This window comes from Marinobacter sp. L-13 (assembly GCF_056857715.1).
In genome coordinates, this window is the sequence record NZ_JBSXNQ010000053.1 from 96,899 (window position 1) to 111,441 (window position 14,543).

The window sequence follows — 14,543 nt, forward strand, 5'->3', positions numbered from 1 at the left end:
CATGTCAAAGGAAGCACAGGAAACACCGTGACCGAGACCATGCAGGCCAACCGGCGCTCACAACACATTACCATTGTTTCGGAGACTTTTCCGCCGGAAATCAATGGCGTGGCAAACACGCTCAGGCAGCTTTGCCAGGGGCTGATGCAACGTGGGCACCGGGTAACGGTTATACGGCCGCGACAGCAGCATGAGCGCAAAGGCCACTTTGCCAGTGCTGGCGAGGCACTCTTCTCCCGTGAACATGTGGTGACCGGATTGCCGCTACCCGGGTACGCCGACCTGCGCTTTGGCCTCGCCCGAACCGGCCATCTGAAAAAGCTCCTGACCACTGACCGCCCCGATGCCGTCTACGTTGCCACTCAGGGCCCGTTGGGCGTTGCGGCGACCACAGCCGCAAGGCAGATAGGGATTCCGGTCAGCTCGGGCTTCCACACAAATTTTCACAGTTACAGCCGTTATTATGGCGTCGGCATGCTGGAGAGGCTGCTGTGCCTCTACGGTCGATGGTTCCACAACCGCACGGCCATCACCCTGGTGCCGACTCGAAAAATGCAGCAGACAACCCGCGCCATGGGTATTCCGGCGACCGGCCTCTGGAGTCGGGGCGTGGACTGTCATCGCTTTACTCCCCACAAGCGAGACAGCGCACTGCGGGAATCCTGGGGCTTACAGGCCAATGACCGCGCCATTCTGTATGTCGGCCGGCTTGCACCGGAAAAGAACCTTCGGATGGCGGTTGCCTGCTTCGAACGTATTCGCGGCCTTCACCCCCAGGCCAGGTTCATACTGGTTGGCGACGGCCCGCTACGGCGCCAGCTGGCTGAACGCCACCCCGATTACGTGTTCTGCGGCACCCGCCGGGGCGACGACCTGGCACGCCATTTCGCCTCAGGCGACCTCTTCCTGTTTCCGAGCAAAACCGACACCTTCGGCAACGTGGTGCTGGAGGCAATGGCCAGCGGACTGGGCGTCGTCAGCTTTGACGACGCCGCCGCAGCCGAACACATACGCCACGAAGAAAACGGCATGAAGGTGCCTCTGGACGAGGATGAAGCATACGTCGACAGCGCTCTCCGCCTGGCCGATCAACCAACCTTGCTGAACCGGATCAGGGCCCAGGCAAGGCTGGACGCTCTGGAACAGAACTGGAACTCGCAGATCGAACAATTTGAACAACTGGTTTTCAACCAAACCGCAAAGGCCGGATACCATGCCATCAACAAGCAAAGCATCTCGCTTCTTTGAACTGGCAGACCAGCGGGAAGTCGCTTTCTGCCAGTCTATTAACCGCGCTGTTCAGTTCCGGCCCGCCCTCGGGTATTTCCGACTGGTCAGCCGACTCGGCGACGGCTGGTTCTGGTACGCACTGATTCTGTTCATCCCCTTTCTCCGACCGGAATCCGGGCCAGGGCTGGCACTGCTTATGGCGTTGACCGGCCTCACCTGCACCCTCAGTTACAAGTTACTGAAGCGCTGGCTCATCCGTGAACGTCCATTTATATCCTTTCCCGCCATCAACTGCGGCACACCGCCCCTGGACCGCTACAGCTTCCCGTCCGGCCACACGCTGCACGCTGCCTGCTTTCAGGTCATGCTGACCGTGGCGGAACCGGCGCTGGCTCTCATCGTGCTTCCGTTTACGTTGAGTGTGGCGGCATCGAGGGTGGTGCTCGGCCTGCACTACCCCAGCGATGTCGCTGCCGGCGCCCTGATCGGTGGCCTGATGGGTTACGCGGCCATGAGCTGGCTGCACTTCTAATCGAACAGACGCAACTGGGTAACCGGCGCATCATCATTGCGGAAACGCACACCAAGACCCAGCAGCCGCACCGGCCGCTCCCGGTTAGTGACCAGCTCAGCCAGCAGTGGCAGATAATCATCCAGAGCCGGCTCTTTGACCTGCTCACGAACCCGCTCAAGGGTATGGGTTGAAAAATCACTGTAGCGGATCTTGATGAAGAGTTTGTGGATCGGTTTTCGGCGGGCCTTGCGCGACAGGCGAAGGTTGAGATCCGCAACCAGTGAGGCCATGACGGTCTGGCAGGCGGCCATATCTGGCAAATCCTGGGAAAACGTTCGTTCCACGCTTACCGACTTGGCAATCCGCGATACCACCACCGCCCGCTCATCCCGGCCGTGGGCCATCTCGTGGAGTCGATAGCCCTGCTTGCCGAACCGATCAATCAATACATCGGGCCCGAGCGCCTGCATGTCGCCGCAGGTCTTGACCCCCAGAGCATGCAGTTTCGAGGCGGTCACCTGCCCCACTCCGAACAGTTTTTCGACAGGCAACGCCTGCACGAAACTCCCAACGTCCTCAGGGCGAATCACGAACAGCCCGTCCGGCTTTTCCCAGTCACTGGCAATCTTTGCGAGAAATTTATTGGGCGCCACGCCGGCGGAAATAGTGATACCGACTTCCTGGCGCACCCGCTCCCGAACGTGGCGCGCCATAAGAGTGGCACTGCCCTTATGATCGGTCACATCGGAGACGTCCAGAAAGGCCTCGTCCAGAGAGAGCGGTTCCACCAGGTCTGTCAGTTCCCGCAGGATAGCCATCACCTGCTGTGAGACCGCCCGGTACCGGCCCATGTCCGTCGGTACCGTCACCAGACCCGGGCACAGCCGACGCGCCTCGCTACCCGGCATCGCCGAACGCACACCATACGCGCGGGCCTTGTAATTGCAGGTAGTTACCACGCCCCGGCCACCATCACCACCCACTGCCAGCGGCACATCCCGGAGGCTGGGATCGTCCCGCATCTCCACGGCCGCGTAGAAGCAGTCACAATCCACATGGATGATCTTGCGTTGTGGCATAATCAGAGGGCTCGCGTCGACTTTCTGTACATTTATACAGCCTTGTATCTTAAGCTAACATGCAGAGAATGTCAGGAAACCCAACAACCGGCGCATCAACCATTGCGAGGCCATCATGAGCAACCCGATTCCTGAAGCAGAACGCACCGAAATTGAAGCCGCAGCCTTCCGTAAACTGGTGAGGCATTTGCGCGAAAACACCGACGTCCAGAATATCGACTTGATGAACCTGGCGGGCTTCTGCCGCAACTGCCTGTCCAAGTGGTATCTGGCAGAAGCGAATGAGCGTGGTTTCGAGATTTCAGATCCCCAGGCCCGTGAAGAAATCTACGGAATGCCGTACGAGGACTGGAAGGCGCTCTATCAGACAGGCCCCAAGCAGGAACACAAATAATGAGCGTCAACGATGCCGTAAGGATTCATCTGGCATCCCTGGACGCTGGCCACGCCAGTTTCAAAGATTCCCTGGCCCTGATTGAACAGCACTTCGAGTACCAGCCCTGCGGCTTCCGCAATGGCCCGCTGGTAAACGCAGAAGGCGAGAATGCCGGCTCCTGCCGGATCTTTGGTCTGGGCCAGTACTGCAATCTGAGCGAAGTCGACACGCTCAAGCTGTTTGCCGAGCACTATCAGCAGGTTCTGGACGATCCGACCGGCGAGAGCCACGGCAACATTCGCCAGTTTATCAGTACAGGATGGTCAGGCATCCGCTTCGAAGGCGTGCCACTACGGCAGCGCCCGAACCCAACCGACAACATGACCAGGGAAGAGACTCCTTCATGAGCGATACCGCCACCTCCGGGGTAAAACAGGGTTTTCAGCTAAAAAGCGCCAGCGTGTCCATGACAGCCCTGGAGCTCTATTATTTTGACGACAGCGAATTTGAAGAAGTACTGCGAGACAAGATCAGCCAGGCCCCCGGGTTCTTCAAGGATATTCCGCTGATCATCAGCCTTGAGAAATACCAGGGACTGGACAGTGAACTGGATTTTTTCAAGATGATCGGCACCTGCCGGCGTAACCACATCCATGTGATTGGCGTTCGCGGTGGCACCGACGACCAGCGCCGCCTTGCCCGGGGCGCTGCACTGGCGCTGCTGCCGGGTAACGGCCAGCGGGATCGCACCCATGAAGCCGAACAGGCGGCCGCGGACGAAGCGGAAGCGGCAGTGGTTGCAGCCTCGACAAGCGCTGCCGGTGACCCACCTCCGGCCAAAATCATCTCCCAGCCGGTCCGCTCCGGCCAACAGATCCACGCACCGGAAGGTGACCTGGTTATCCTGGCGCCGGTGCAGGCCGGTGCCGAAGTGCTCGCGGCGGGCAACATCCATGTTTACGGCCCGCTTCGGGGCCGGGCCCTGGCCGGCATCCATGGCGCAGAATCCGCACGAGTTTTCTGTCAATCGCTGGGAGCGGAGCTTGTGTCCATCGCGGGACACTATAAAATCTCCGAAGATCTTCAGGACAATGGCTGGAAAAGCGCTGTGCAAATCCAGCTCAGGGACGACCTGCTGGTGGTAACGCCACTGGACAAGGCCTGATTTTGGAGCTGAACACAATAACTTGACCGGATAATTCGGCAGACACGACGAATCCACCGAGAAACAGGAACAGAACCTTGGCTAGAATTATTGTCGTTACCTCAGGAAAGGGCGGCGTTGGCAAAACCACCACCAGCGCCTCGATCAGCACCGGCCTTGCCAAGCGAGGCCACAAGACAGTAGTCATCGATTTTGACGTGGGCCTGCGCAACCTGGACCTGATCATGAACTGCGAGCGTCGCGTGGTGTACGACTTCGTAAACGTGATCCAGGGCGAAGCCTCCCTGAACCAGGCGCTGATCCGCGACAAGCGGGTCGATACCCTGTACATCCTTCCGGCCTCCCAGACGCGGGAAAAGGAAGCACTGACCAAAGATGGCGTCGAGAAAGTCATCAACGAGCTTTCCGAGACCTTCGATTACATCGTCTGCGACTCTCCTGCCGGCATTGAGCATGGTGCCCTGATGGCGCTGTATTACGCTGATGAGGCGATTGTGGTTACCAATCCCGAAGTGTCTTCGGTGCGGGATTCCGACCGCATTCTGGGCATTCTGCAGAGCAAATCCCGTCGAGCCGAAATGGGCCAGGACCCGGTCAAGGAACACCTGCTCCTGACCCGTTACAACCCGTCCCGTGTCGAAAAGGGCGAGATGCTGTCCGTGGCGGACGTAGAGGAAATCCTCGCGATACCTCTGCTGGGCGTCATTCCGGAAAGCCAGATTGTTCTGAACGCTTCAAACCAGGGTTTGCCGGTTATCCTCGAAGAGGACAGCGATGCCGGCCAGGCCTACGATGATGCGGTTGCACGCCTTCTGGGAGAGGAACGGGAACACCGTTTCATGACGTCCCAGAAGAAGGGTTTCTTCTCACGGATGTTCAAGGGGGGCTAAGGGATGAGTTTCCTCGATTACTTCAAGGGTAAAAAGAAGAACACCGCCAGCGTGGCCAAAGAGCGCCTCCAGATTATCGTGGCTCACGAGCGGGGCCAACGTGACCAGCCGGACTACCTGCCCCAGCTGCAGCAGGAGCTGCTGGAGGTCATTCGAAAGTACGTTCAGATCAGCGACGACATGGTTCAGGTTGAGGTAGACCGCAACGAGAGCTGCTCGGTACTGGAGCTGAACGTCACGCTACCGGAGCGATAACCCGCTTATTTGGCCTGTCCCGGGTGGGACAGGCCAGTTCTTACCACCTCGCAAAGTGGTCTTCCATCAGGCCCCGCAGACCTTTAACCTCAATTTTTCCGCCAGCCTCATCCGTCACCGTTCCACTGAACGAGCCCACGTACTGCCGGAAGTTGGATGCCAGTACCCAGGCGTCCAGTTTTTCCTTGCGCACACCAGCGGGGACAAAGTGCAGATCGACCCGACCATCCTCGGTGCTCACATGCCAGTCGCCGCCTGGTTGATAGCGATCAAAACGGAACCTTGCCGCGCCCAGTTCGTGGCAGACACCATCCAGCCAGAGCGCATTTTCCGTCATTCCCGTCTCATTGACCCCAGCGGCAAGGTTCAATCCCACGGACCGGCCATCCGCAAGCTGGCCGGCCAGGCAGGCCCAGTTCCAGGCTGTTTCCCGGCGCATGAAGCCACAGCTCCAATCGATGGATCCCCGAGTCTGCTCGTCGCAGCGCCAGATACGATGATCCCAGCGCACTTCCCCTTCCACCGGCAAACCTGCCGACTTGCGGGTAAATACCCAGCCATTGTAGCCGGCCGGGCATACCAGCCGGAGCGGGTCCCGATCCTCTGAAAGCGTCAGTTCAATACGAATACCTCCCGGGGCCGAGACCGTAATTGTCCGGCCATCCGCAGAAGGCGCAATTCGCACGGCTACCTCGCCCTTGCTGAACCTTGTCACCCCTTCCTCTGGCCGTGGCTCAATGCAGGTTTGCCGGGCCAATGGCTGAAGGAACGATTGCTCCATCATCTGGCCAGTCTCGAAGTCATAGAGATAGAAGAATCCGCTGCCCAGCAGTTTCAGATCCACCACCCCCAGACCAAACACCCAACCCGGGCCCATGGCACTGACAAACTGGAACTGGTTGAACCGCCAGCGTCTTGCCAGCTTTGAACGCGGGCGGTCCATCACCGTACGCAGGTCATAGTCCAGGTAGTTGATCTCTTCTACCGGTTCATCCAGCAGTCCCGGAATCACCTGCCCTTTGCCGTTGATAAGTTTCTTAATGGTCATAGTCGTCGTCAGATCGGGCCAATTTCGGTTACCAAATCAACAGGTCGCTACCTGGTTCACAATCCACTGTTTCCGTGGCCATGCCGGCAAAAGCCCCATGCTAGACTCGGCCCACCATCTGCAAGGAAGTGTACCCTATGAGAAAGAGCATAGCCCATGGCATTACGGGCTGGGCCTCGGTGATCAGTGGGCTGGTCTGTGCGTTGCTGGTGTTTGCTGTTGCCGCCAGCGCCCGTGCTGAACTGCCCAGTGAAAGCGACGAGGCGTGGACGCTACGCAAGGAAGCCGATCACATCCGGGTCTATACCATCGAGCAGCCAGGCTCCAGCTTCAAGGCCTTCAAGGCCGTGGCGGTGCTCGACGCGCCTATCGAAAACCTGATGGCTGTGATGGCCAACCCCGGTTCCTGCATCGAGTGGGTGCACAACTGCACGGAATCCCATGGGTTTGGCAATGGCGTGTTTCACGATCGCTTTGCCTATTCCGTGAATGACATGCCCTGGCCGGTTACTGACCGCGACTATGTCCTGCGCATACGCACACGAGGTGATCAGACCTCCGGTGAGATCGTCATGGATCTGAACGCCATGCCCGATCAGAGGGCGGAAAACAGTAGCCGGGTGAGAGTCGATCGCTCGGACACCCTTTACCGGTTCACGCCGGAGGGGGAGAGCACCCGGATGGTGTGGGTCCAGCACACGGACCCCAACGGAGCGCTACCCGGCTGGCTGGTGAACTCCCTGCTGGTGGATATTCCCGTGAGGTCGATGAAAGCGCTGGAACGCGTTGCCAACAGTAAAAAGTACCAGGGGTACCAACTGGTTTATGACGAGCAGGGCCAACTGACCGGCCTTCGCATGAACAAACCCTGAGTCCCGGCGCACAGTAAGGGATGACGCGCGGAGTATCACGCGCTAAGCTTTATGAAAGGACTCTAGAAGGCAGCCCAGATCAATGACCGTTCTCGCCTACGAGATCATGACACCCAGCATCAAGGCCGTCCCGCAATCCTGGACCATGGACCGGTTGGCCCGCTTCCTCACCGACAACGAGATAACCGGCAGCCCCGTCACCGATGACGACGGCGAAATTGTCGGCATTGCCACTCTTAAAGACATCACCGAATTCCGTTGGAACGCCACGCGCTCCGATGCCGACCGGCATCTGACTCCCGAAGAACGGGAGGAAGCCCGACGCCTGCGAATGGTGATCTTTGAGGAAATGGGCAAGGTGCCGGTAGAAGTCCGGGACATCATGACCCCCATTGTTTTATCGGTTGACGAGAAGACGCCGGTGCGCGACATTGCGAATATCATGATGCGCGATCACCTGCACCGGATCTTTGTCACGAATGATTCAAAAATTACCGGCATCATAACGACTTACGATATGCTGAAAGTGATCTCGGATGAGGAACTCACGCAACGCTGCGCCGATAACGACTGAGCCACCAGAGAGGTAGCGCCACTTATGCCCAGAGCACCGCAAGCTCGCCGAAAGATGTACGTCCTCGACACCAACGTCCTGATCCACGACCCGAACGCCCTCCTCAACTTTGAAGAACACGATGTCATCATCCCGATGACGGTCCTCGAAGAACTCGACAGCCTCAAATCCGGCAAGCAAGCCGTGGCCGCTGACTGCCGTCAGGCCATCCGCAACATCGATAAGTTGCTGGGCGATGCCAGCCCGAAGGTGATCGAGAAAGGTGTTCCCATCGTGCGTGGCAAGAAGGCCGAACCCCTGGGCACTCTTTCGATCCTGATGAGCACCGGTGACAGTGGCAACCATTCGCTGCCAGAGCATCTGAACGACAACAAGATCATCAACACCCTGGCTGCTCTCCAGAACCGCCACAAGTCCCGGGACATTATCCTGGTGTCGAAAGACATTAACATGCGCCTCAAGGCAAGGGGCTTCGGCGTCGAAGCTCAGGACTACCACAACGACCAGTTGCTCGATGACATTGATCTTCTGCCCAAGGGCTACCGGGAATTCCCCAACTCCTTCTGGGACACCATCGAGAAAGTGGAGACTGTTCAGCGGGAGGGTTCGACCGAACATATCCTCAAGCGGGAAGGCGAGCTGGCGAAGCTGAACATCAATGAATTCGTCATCGATCAAATGGGCTTCGTCGGCAAGGTGGTGGACCTCTCCGACGACCAGTTGATCATCAAGGACCTGCACCAACACGACCTGATGAACGAGGAAGTCTGGGGCCTGGTTCCCCGGGACATCTATCAGGCCATGGCGCTGAACCTGCTCCTGGACCCGGACATCCACCTGGTCAACCTCACCGGCTCCGCCGGCTCGGGCAAAACCATCCTGGCGCTGGCTGCGTGTATCGAGATGACCGTGGCCAGCAAGCTCTACAAGCGCATTATTGCCACCCGCTCCACCCAGGGCCTCGACGAGGACATCGGGTTCCTGCCCGGCACTGAAGCCGAGAAAATGGAGCCCTGGCTGGGCGCCATCGTCGACAACCTGGAAGCGCTCCATGAGGACGACGAGAACATGACCGCCAGCGTCGACTACATCCTCAGCAAGGTGCCCCTGCACTTCAAATCCATGAATTACATCCGGGGCCGCAGCTTCCAGCACAGTCTGATCATTATCGATGAATCACAGAACCTGACGCCCCATCAGATCAAGACCATCATTACCCGGGCCGGCAACGGGTCAAAGGTGATCTGCCTCGGCAACCTTGCGCAGATCGATACGCCCTACCTGAGTGCCCTGAGTTCGGGCCTCACCTACATGACCGAACGATTCAAGCGCTTTCGACATGGCGCCCACATCCACCTGCAGGGTGTTCCCCGGTCGCTACTGGCAGAATTTGCCGAAGCCAATCTCTGACATTGGCGAGCATTTAAAGAACGAAAAAAAGGGGCAGAACCCGAGTTCTGCCCCTTTCTCACTTAATCAGTAATGCCTACACCCGATACCGACTGACCTGCTCTGACATCTCGGACGCCAGGTTCTTCAGCCGTTGAGTTGCATCTCCGGCCCGACGGGTTCCCTGCGCCGTCTGTTCGGTAATCGCGACGATCTCATGCACGTTCTGATTAATGGTCTCGGAAACGCTGGTCTGCTCTTCGGCTGCGCTGGCAATCTGTGTATTCATGTCCGTGATCGTTGCCACAGCCTGACCAATGCGCTGCAGCGCATCGTTGACCTGCCGGGTTTCTTCCACGGTCGCTTCGCTGCGCTCACTGATGGAAGCAATTACCTTGACCGCATTCCCTGCCCCAGACTGAAGCCGCTCAATCATATCCTGGATTTCCTGGGTGCTCTGCTGGGTCCGGCGAGCCAGCGTTCGAACTTCGTCAGCCACCACGGCAAAACCCCGACCGGCCTCGCCGGCCCGTGCCGCTTCGATCGCAGCGTTGAGGGCCAACAGGTTGGTCTGATCAGCAATTTCGCGAATGACCTCCAGTACGCTATCAATCCGGCGAGAGTCAGTGCCAAGCTGCTCGATAACCCGAACGCCCTCTCCCACCTGCTCGGAGAGCCCGCCAATAACTTCGGTAGCCTGATGTACCAGGCCCTGGGCATCGCAAACCTGTCCATTGGCATGATCGGCGGCCGTGGAGGCTTCACTCGCGTTGCTCGCAACCTCCTGGGCAGCTGCGGTCATTTCGTTCATCGCCGTTGCCACCTGATCACTCTCGGATTTCTGTCGCTCGACGCCCTGCTCGGCTTCAGTCATGACCTGGTTCAAATCAGCCGTGGCCTCGTTCAGCGTGCGGGTAGACGACAGCACGCGTTCAACCAGTCCGTGCACCTGGTCGGCGAAACTGTTAAAGGCAGTCGCCAACTGTCCAAGCTCATCCTTGCCGGAAACGTCAAGACGACGGGTCAGGTCGCCATCGCCGCTGGCGATGTCATTCATTGCCGACACGGCCGATTTCTGGGGCCGAATGATGCTGCGGACCACGATCAGGGCAAGCAGGACGATCAGCGCCAATGCGACAAGTGAGGTGCTGACTGAGCCTATCACGGCGTCCTCGAGTGAAGTCCCCACCTGGCTTTCCATCGCCGCTACCTGGGCCTCAAGGCCGTCAATCCAGAAGCCGGTGCCGATCATCACACCCCACTTGGGCAGCATTTCCGCATAGCCCAGCTTGGGCGCTACTTGTCCGGTTTCGCTGTTTTTCCAACCATAAGGCACATAACCGCCGCCATTGCGCGCCGCCTTTACCAGCTCACGAATCAGGAAGGTTCCGTTGGGATCCTGGAAGTCCCAGAGATTTTTGCCTTCCAGAGACTGGTTGACGCCGTGCATCACATTGACACCCCGGGTGTCATACGCAAAAAAATAACCGGTGCTTCCCGAATCGTTAAAACGAAGCTGTCGCAGGATCTCCCACGCTTTCTCGCGCACCTCCGGATCGTCTGCGGACCCAGGCTGATTATAGAGATGCTCGATGGAAGACTTTGCAACGGCCAGATAATTCTGCAGTTCCTGGCGTTTACTCTCTTCCATATCGGAGGAGAAACCGGCAACGGCCTCTTCGCCAATAGCACTGGCCTGGTTAAGGTTGTAACTGGTCAGGAATGCCGTGAGCACAATCACCGGCACCAGGGCCAGCAACAGTACCCGTGTCTGGATGGTCAGGTTTTTCATGACTGGTAGTCTTTTTGGTTAAGTGATCAATTCGCCGGGCGATCCGGCATGGAAAAAGTCGCAAAGACTACGCAAAAACCGGGGGCAATATCATTGATGATACTGCGTAGTTTGTTTCCAGCCTGTAACCATGCCGGTAAATTTTTGTTGCTCATCAATCCTTGAACTGGGCTTTGTCCAACCCATGCTTGCGCATCTTGTCGTACAGGGTTTTCCGGGCAATACCGAGCTGGACCATGGTGTCCTTGATGCTGCCATGACTGGCATTCAGGGCGCTGATAATGGCAGAACGCTCGAAACCGTCCATCATTTCGGCGAGCGTCTGTCGACCCGCCACATTGGCCGTATCCGCAGGTTCGTTCTCATCCAGCGCTGCCGGCCCCAGCAGGACATAACGTTCAGCCAGGTTCCGAAGTTCGCGAACGTTGCCGGGCCATGAATGTTGCATCAGCCGGGCTGCCTGACCAGCATCAAGCGGTATGCTCTCCCGATCGTAACGGGCCGCGGCAATCAGCACGAAATGATGGAACAGCAGCGGGATGTCCTCTTTCCGCTCTCTCAACGGCGGGATGTCAACTTTGACCACATTCAGCCGGTAATAGAGATCAGGCCGGAATTCGCCGTCGTCACTGAGTTTTTTCAAATCCGCCTTGGTGGCGGCAATGATCCGGACATCCACCTCCTGAACCTGATTGCTGCCCAGACGCTCGACCCGTTGTTCTTCCAGCACCCGCAGGAGTTTCACCTGCAAGGGCACGGGCATACTCTCAACCTCATCCAGGAACAGGGTGCCCTTGTGGGCGTGCTCGATCTTGCCGATACGGCGCTTTTCAGCCCCGGTGAACGCCCCGGCCTCATGGCCAAACAACTCGCTTTCAATCAGGTTCTCGGGCACCGCGCCGCAGTTGATTGCTACAAAGTTGTGGGCACTGCGTCCACTGTTCTCATGAATGTATCGGGCCAGCGCATCCTTCCCGGACCCAGTTTCCCCGTGCAGAAGAATATTGGCCGAAATATCGAGGATGGGATCAACGGTCGCCATGACCTTTTGCATCAACGGCGAATCCCCCAACATTCGTGGACCGGGTCTGGCCAGGTGTCGCAGCTGTGCTTTCAGTCGACGGTTCTCGAGGGCCAGATGCCGTTTTTCCAGGGCATGACGGAGCAGTTCAATCAGTTCATCATGATCAAACGGCTTCTCGATAAAGTCGTAAGCGCCCTGCTGCATGGCCGTTACTGCCGTGCTTATGTCGCCCTGCCCGGTAAGAATGATCACGGGAATGGTGTTATCGATAGCTCGAAGCCGGTCCAGCAACTCCAGGCCGGTCATCTCCGGCATGTTGTAGTCGCAGAGAACCACGCCGTCGTAGTCGGCGTTGATATGTCCCAGCGCCGATGGCGCATCTTCGAAGCAGCTGACCGGCAACTCCTCCAGGGTCAGTGTCTGGGCAATAGCCTGGCGGATGTGTGGATCGTCGTCCACAAAGATTACCGAGGGTTCTGTCATTCCATGGCCTCCCGCTTCTTGAGGGTTACGACGAATTCTGCGCCCGGCCCATCCCGGCGGTTACGACCGGTCAGGCTGCCACCCAGCGCATCCACAATCTGGCGCGATATGGAAAGCCCAAGACCCAGTCCCTGCTTGACCGATTTGGTGGTAAAAAAGGGCTCGAAAATCTGTTCGGTGTCGCCCTGCAATCCGGGCCCGTTATCGCGCACCAGGCATTTCCAGTGCTGCTCGGTTTCTTCTATATCAATCCGGATTTCCGGCCGAGCACCACCCTCTACCGCCTGAACCGCGTTCGCCATCAGGTTAACCATAACCTGCTCTATCCGGATCAGGTCACCGTGGCACATCACCGGCGAGTCCGGACGGTGCCACTGGATATCGATTTCCGAGCTCGATTGCTGGGCAACGATAATTTTCAGGGATGCGTCAATCGGTTGCCGGAGATCCACCACCGCTGGCGGGCCTTCGGATTTGCGCGCAAAAACCTTGAACTGCCGGGTCAGCTCCGCCATCTTGTCACACAGCAGGATGATTTCTGACAGGTTAGCATCCACCATCTCCCCGGCACCTTTCTCAAGGAAGCGGCGGCTGTTTCGGGCATAGGTCTGAATGGCCGTCAGAGGCTGGTTCATTTCATGGTTGAGGCCCGCGGACATCTGACCCAGCACCGCCAGTTTTGCAGCCTGGATCAGCTCCTGCTGTGTTTCCCGCAGCTCGGTTTGGGTGCGTTCTCGCTCCCGGATCTCCTCCACCAGTTTGCGATTGGAGTTCTCCAGGTCTGCGGTTCGCTCGGCCACGCTTCGCTCCAGCTGCTCGCCCCGAAGAGCCAGTTCAGCCTCGCGCCGGTAGCGCTCGCGCAGGTACAGCCAGGTCAACAGGCCACCAAAGAACAGCGCCGCCCCACCGACCGCAAAACCCAACCGGGTCCAGACGACCGAGCGAGTGCTCACCATGACTTGAAGCGTCCAGTCCATCCTTGGCAGAGGCGTGCTTACGCTCAGATATTCCCGGGGTTTGCCACTGTCCTGGATACGGACCGTTGCTGACTGCTCGAGAAGCCCCCATGGGGTTCCCAACGTTTTCAGTGCCATTGGCGTCAAATCACGGCCTGGATAACGCCGGCGGGAATACTCGTCGGGCACGGCATCGGCCATCCCCGAGAAATTGCGGTAAAGCCAGTCCTGCCTGCTCGCGAGAAAACTGATGCCATTATGATCAAGCACGACCATCTCCGCCTCTCGCAAGCCAGTAGGGCGATCCCATTGGGATTCCAGTTCGTGAACCAGAACCTTCACGGCGACCACCCCGATAATCTGGCCGCCCTCGTCCCGAACCGGATGCGAGAAATACAGACCCCGAACGCCAGACATCAGGCCGAGGGCGAAATAGATCGCCGAATCGCCCGACTCCATCGCCTCATAGAAATACGGCCGGAAATTGAAATTCCGCCCGACAAAACTGTCTGGCTGCAGGTAGTTGTTGGCTGCGATCGTCAGGCCGCGAGTATCCATCAGGTAGACATCCGAACTGCCTACGATAGTGGCCATGCGCTGCATCTGTTCATTGGCCGAGAGAATAGCAGAGGGATTGTCAGGCGCCTCCAGCGCCCGTTGCAGTAACGGATGCTCGGCCATCAGCTCGGGCACCGGGAGATATCGGTTCAGTTCGTTGGCCACCAACTGGCGATACCGGAAGGACTCCTCCAGGCTCTCCTGCTCCACCTGCCGGTATCCAACCCAGCCACCGAGCAGCCAGGCGGCCACCAGGGTCGCCACGAAAAGGAGAAAAACGCCAATACGGTAAGGCATAGGGTCCGGTTCCCGAAAAACCGCGGAAAGCCGCTAGAGTA

General features: G+C 58.2%; 15 protein-coding genes. 10 read left to right on the forward strand and 5 right to left on the reverse strand.

What is annotated here, in order from left to right:
- Positions 1 to 39: 39 nt before the first annotated feature.
- Both AC13DD_RS10305 and AC13DD_RS10310 read left to right on the forward strand, forming a co-directional pair.
- Positions 40 to 1,248: a glycosyltransferase family 4 protein gene (locus AC13DD_RS10305; protein ID WP_008176287.1), complete on the forward strand. Its 1,209-nt coding sequence runs from the start codon at positions 40 to 42 to the stop codon at positions 1,246 to 1,248.
- Complete coding sequence (locus tag AC13DD_RS10310) at positions 1,214 to 1,762, forward strand: phosphatase PAP2 family protein (RefSeq protein WP_062785572.1); 549 nt, start codon at positions 1,214 to 1,216, stop codon at positions 1,760 to 1,762. The genes AC13DD_RS10305 and AC13DD_RS10310 overlap by 35 nt, the downstream gene beginning before the upstream one ends.
- On the opposite strand, the gene dinB is transcribed toward AC13DD_RS10310, so the two are convergent.
- Positions 1,759 to 2,823, reverse strand: coding sequence for a DNA polymerase IV (gene dinB, locus AC13DD_RS10315; RefSeq protein WP_482931100.1), 1,065 nt, complete (start codon positions 2,821 to 2,823; stop codon positions 1,759 to 1,761). The genes AC13DD_RS10310 and dinB overlap by 4 nt on opposite strands.
- Before the next feature lie 115 nt (positions 2,824 to 2,938).
- On the opposite strand from dinB, the gene AC13DD_RS10320 reads away from it, so the two are divergent.
- From AC13DD_RS10320 to minE, 5 genes are all read left to right on the forward strand, one after another.
- Positions 2,939 to 3,217 (forward strand): DUF1244 domain-containing protein, encoded by a 279-nt coding sequence (locus AC13DD_RS10320; protein WP_014576245.1) that lies wholly within the window; start codon positions 2,939 to 2,941, stop codon positions 3,215 to 3,217.
- A complete protein-coding gene (locus tag AC13DD_RS10325) occupies positions 3,217 to 3,606 on the forward strand; it encodes a HopJ type III effector protein (RefSeq protein WP_014576244.1) in 390 nt (129 codons plus the stop codon). Before AC13DD_RS10320 ends, AC13DD_RS10325 begins: the two co-directional genes overlap by 1 nt.
- The gene (minC, locus tag AC13DD_RS10330) at positions 3,603 to 4,364 is read left to right on the forward strand and encodes a septum site-determining protein MinC (protein ID WP_482931101.1); all 762 of its coding nucleotides are present in this window, start codon (positions 3,603 to 3,605) and stop codon (positions 4,362 to 4,364) included. The genes AC13DD_RS10325 and minC overlap by 4 nt, the downstream gene beginning before the upstream one ends.
- A 77-nt stretch (positions 4,365 to 4,441) precedes the next feature.
- Positions 4,442 to 5,254, forward strand: a complete 813-nt coding sequence (gene minD / locus AC13DD_RS10335; protein WP_008176299.1) for a septum site-determining protein MinD — start codon at positions 4,442 to 4,444, stop codon at positions 5,252 to 5,254.
- Positions 5,255 to 5,257: 3 nt separating this feature from the next.
- Positions 5,258 to 5,509: a cell division topological specificity factor MinE gene (minE, locus tag AC13DD_RS10340; protein WP_008176301.1), complete on the forward strand. Its 252-nt coding sequence runs from the start codon at positions 5,258 to 5,260 to the stop codon at positions 5,507 to 5,509.
- Between the two features lie 40 nt (positions 5,510 to 5,549).
- Here minE and AC13DD_RS10345 read toward each other — a convergent pair whose 3' ends face one another.
- Entirely contained in the window at positions 5,550 to 6,557 is a 1,008-nt protein-coding gene (locus AC13DD_RS10345) for a DUF2804 domain-containing protein (RefSeq protein ID WP_482931102.1), read from the reverse strand.
- Positions 6,558 to 6,694: 137 nt separating this feature from the next.
- Here AC13DD_RS10345 and AC13DD_RS10350 point away from each other — a divergent pair, with 137 nt between their 5' ends.
- The 3 genes from AC13DD_RS10350 to AC13DD_RS10360 all read left to right on the forward strand — a co-directional run bounded on the left by AC13DD_RS10350 (position 6,695) and on the right by AC13DD_RS10360 (position 9,413).
- Positions 6,695 to 7,429: an START domain-containing protein gene (locus AC13DD_RS10350; protein ID WP_482931103.1), complete on the forward strand. Its 735-nt coding sequence runs from the start codon at positions 6,695 to 6,697 to the stop codon at positions 7,427 to 7,429.
- Between the two features lie 82 nt (positions 7,430 to 7,511).
- Complete coding sequence (locus tag AC13DD_RS10355) at positions 7,512 to 8,003, forward strand: CBS domain-containing protein (RefSeq protein WP_273156365.1); 492 nt, start codon at positions 7,512 to 7,514, stop codon at positions 8,001 to 8,003.
- A 24-nt stretch (positions 8,004 to 8,027) separates the two neighbouring features.
- A complete protein-coding gene (locus AC13DD_RS10360) occupies positions 8,028 to 9,413 on the forward strand; it encodes a PhoH family protein (protein ID WP_041644998.1) in 1,386 nt (461 codons plus the stop codon).
- A 76-nt stretch (positions 9,414 to 9,489) separates the two neighbouring features.
- Here AC13DD_RS10360 and AC13DD_RS10365 read toward each other — a convergent pair whose 3' ends face one another.
- The 3 genes from AC13DD_RS10365 to AC13DD_RS10375 all read right to left on the reverse strand — a co-directional run bounded on the left by AC13DD_RS10365 (position 9,490) and on the right by AC13DD_RS10375 (position 14,502).
- Positions 9,490 to 11,184, reverse strand: coding sequence for a methyl-accepting chemotaxis protein (locus AC13DD_RS10365; RefSeq protein ID WP_482931104.1), 1,695 nt, complete (start codon positions 11,182 to 11,184; stop codon positions 9,490 to 9,492).
- Positions 11,185 to 11,338: 154 nt separating this feature from the next.
- Entirely contained in the window at positions 11,339 to 12,691 is a 1,353-nt protein-coding gene (locus AC13DD_RS10370; RefSeq protein ID WP_092030297.1) for a sigma-54-dependent transcriptional regulator, read from the reverse strand.
- Positions 12,688 to 14,502, reverse strand: a complete 1,815-nt coding sequence (locus tag AC13DD_RS10375; RefSeq protein WP_288367791.1) for a sensor histidine kinase — start codon at positions 14,500 to 14,502, stop codon at positions 12,688 to 12,690. Before AC13DD_RS10375 ends, AC13DD_RS10370 begins: the two co-directional genes overlap by 4 nt.
- Between the last annotated feature and the right edge of the window lie 41 nt (positions 14,503 to 14,543).

Bases quoted from the DNA above. Each gene is read 5' to 3' on its own strand.
- AC13DD_RS10305 (WP_008176287.1), top strand. From the start codon at position 40: ATGCAGGCCAACCGGCGCTCACAACACATTACCATTGTTTCGGAGACT.
- AC13DD_RS10310 (WP_062785572.1), top strand. From the start codon at position 1,214: ATGCCATCAACAAGCAAAGCATCTCGCTTCTTTGAACTGGCAGACCAG.
- dinB (WP_482931100.1), bottom strand. From the start codon at position 2,823: ATGCCACAACGCAAGATCATCCATGTGGATTGTGACTGCTTCTACGCG.
- AC13DD_RS10320 (WP_014576245.1), top strand. From the start codon at position 2,939: ATGAGCAACCCGATTCCTGAAGCAGAACGCACCGAAATTGAAGCCGCA.
- AC13DD_RS10325 (WP_014576244.1), top strand. From the start codon at position 3,217: ATGAGCGTCAACGATGCCGTAAGGATTCATCTGGCATCCCTGGACGCT.
- minC (WP_482931101.1), top strand. From the start codon at position 3,603: ATGAGCGATACCGCCACCTCCGGGGTAAAACAGGGTTTTCAGCTAAAA.
- minE (WP_008176301.1), top strand. From the start codon at position 5,258: ATGAGTTTCCTCGATTACTTCAAGGGTAAAAAGAAGAACACCGCCAGC.
- AC13DD_RS10345 (WP_482931102.1), bottom strand. From the start codon at position 6,557: ATGACCATTAAGAAACTTATCAACGGCAAAGGGCAGGTGATTCCGGGA.
- AC13DD_RS10350 (WP_482931103.1), top strand. From the start codon at position 6,695: ATGAGAAAGAGCATAGCCCATGGCATTACGGGCTGGGCCTCGGTGATC.
- AC13DD_RS10355 (WP_273156365.1), top strand. From the start codon at position 7,512: ATGACCGTTCTCGCCTACGAGATCATGACACCCAGCATCAAGGCCGTC.
- AC13DD_RS10360 (WP_041644998.1), top strand. From the start codon at position 8,028: ATGCCCAGAGCACCGCAAGCTCGCCGAAAGATGTACGTCCTCGACACC.
- AC13DD_RS10365 (WP_482931104.1), bottom strand. From the start codon at position 11,184: ATGAAAAACCTGACCATCCAGACACGGGTACTGTTGCTGGCCCTGGTG.
- AC13DD_RS10370 (WP_092030297.1), bottom strand. From the start codon at position 12,691: ATGACAGAACCCTCGGTAATCTTTGTGGACGACGATCCACACATCCGC.
- AC13DD_RS10375 (WP_288367791.1), bottom strand. From the start codon at position 14,502: ATGCCTTACCGTATTGGCGTTTTTCTCCTTTTCGTGGCGACCCTGGTG.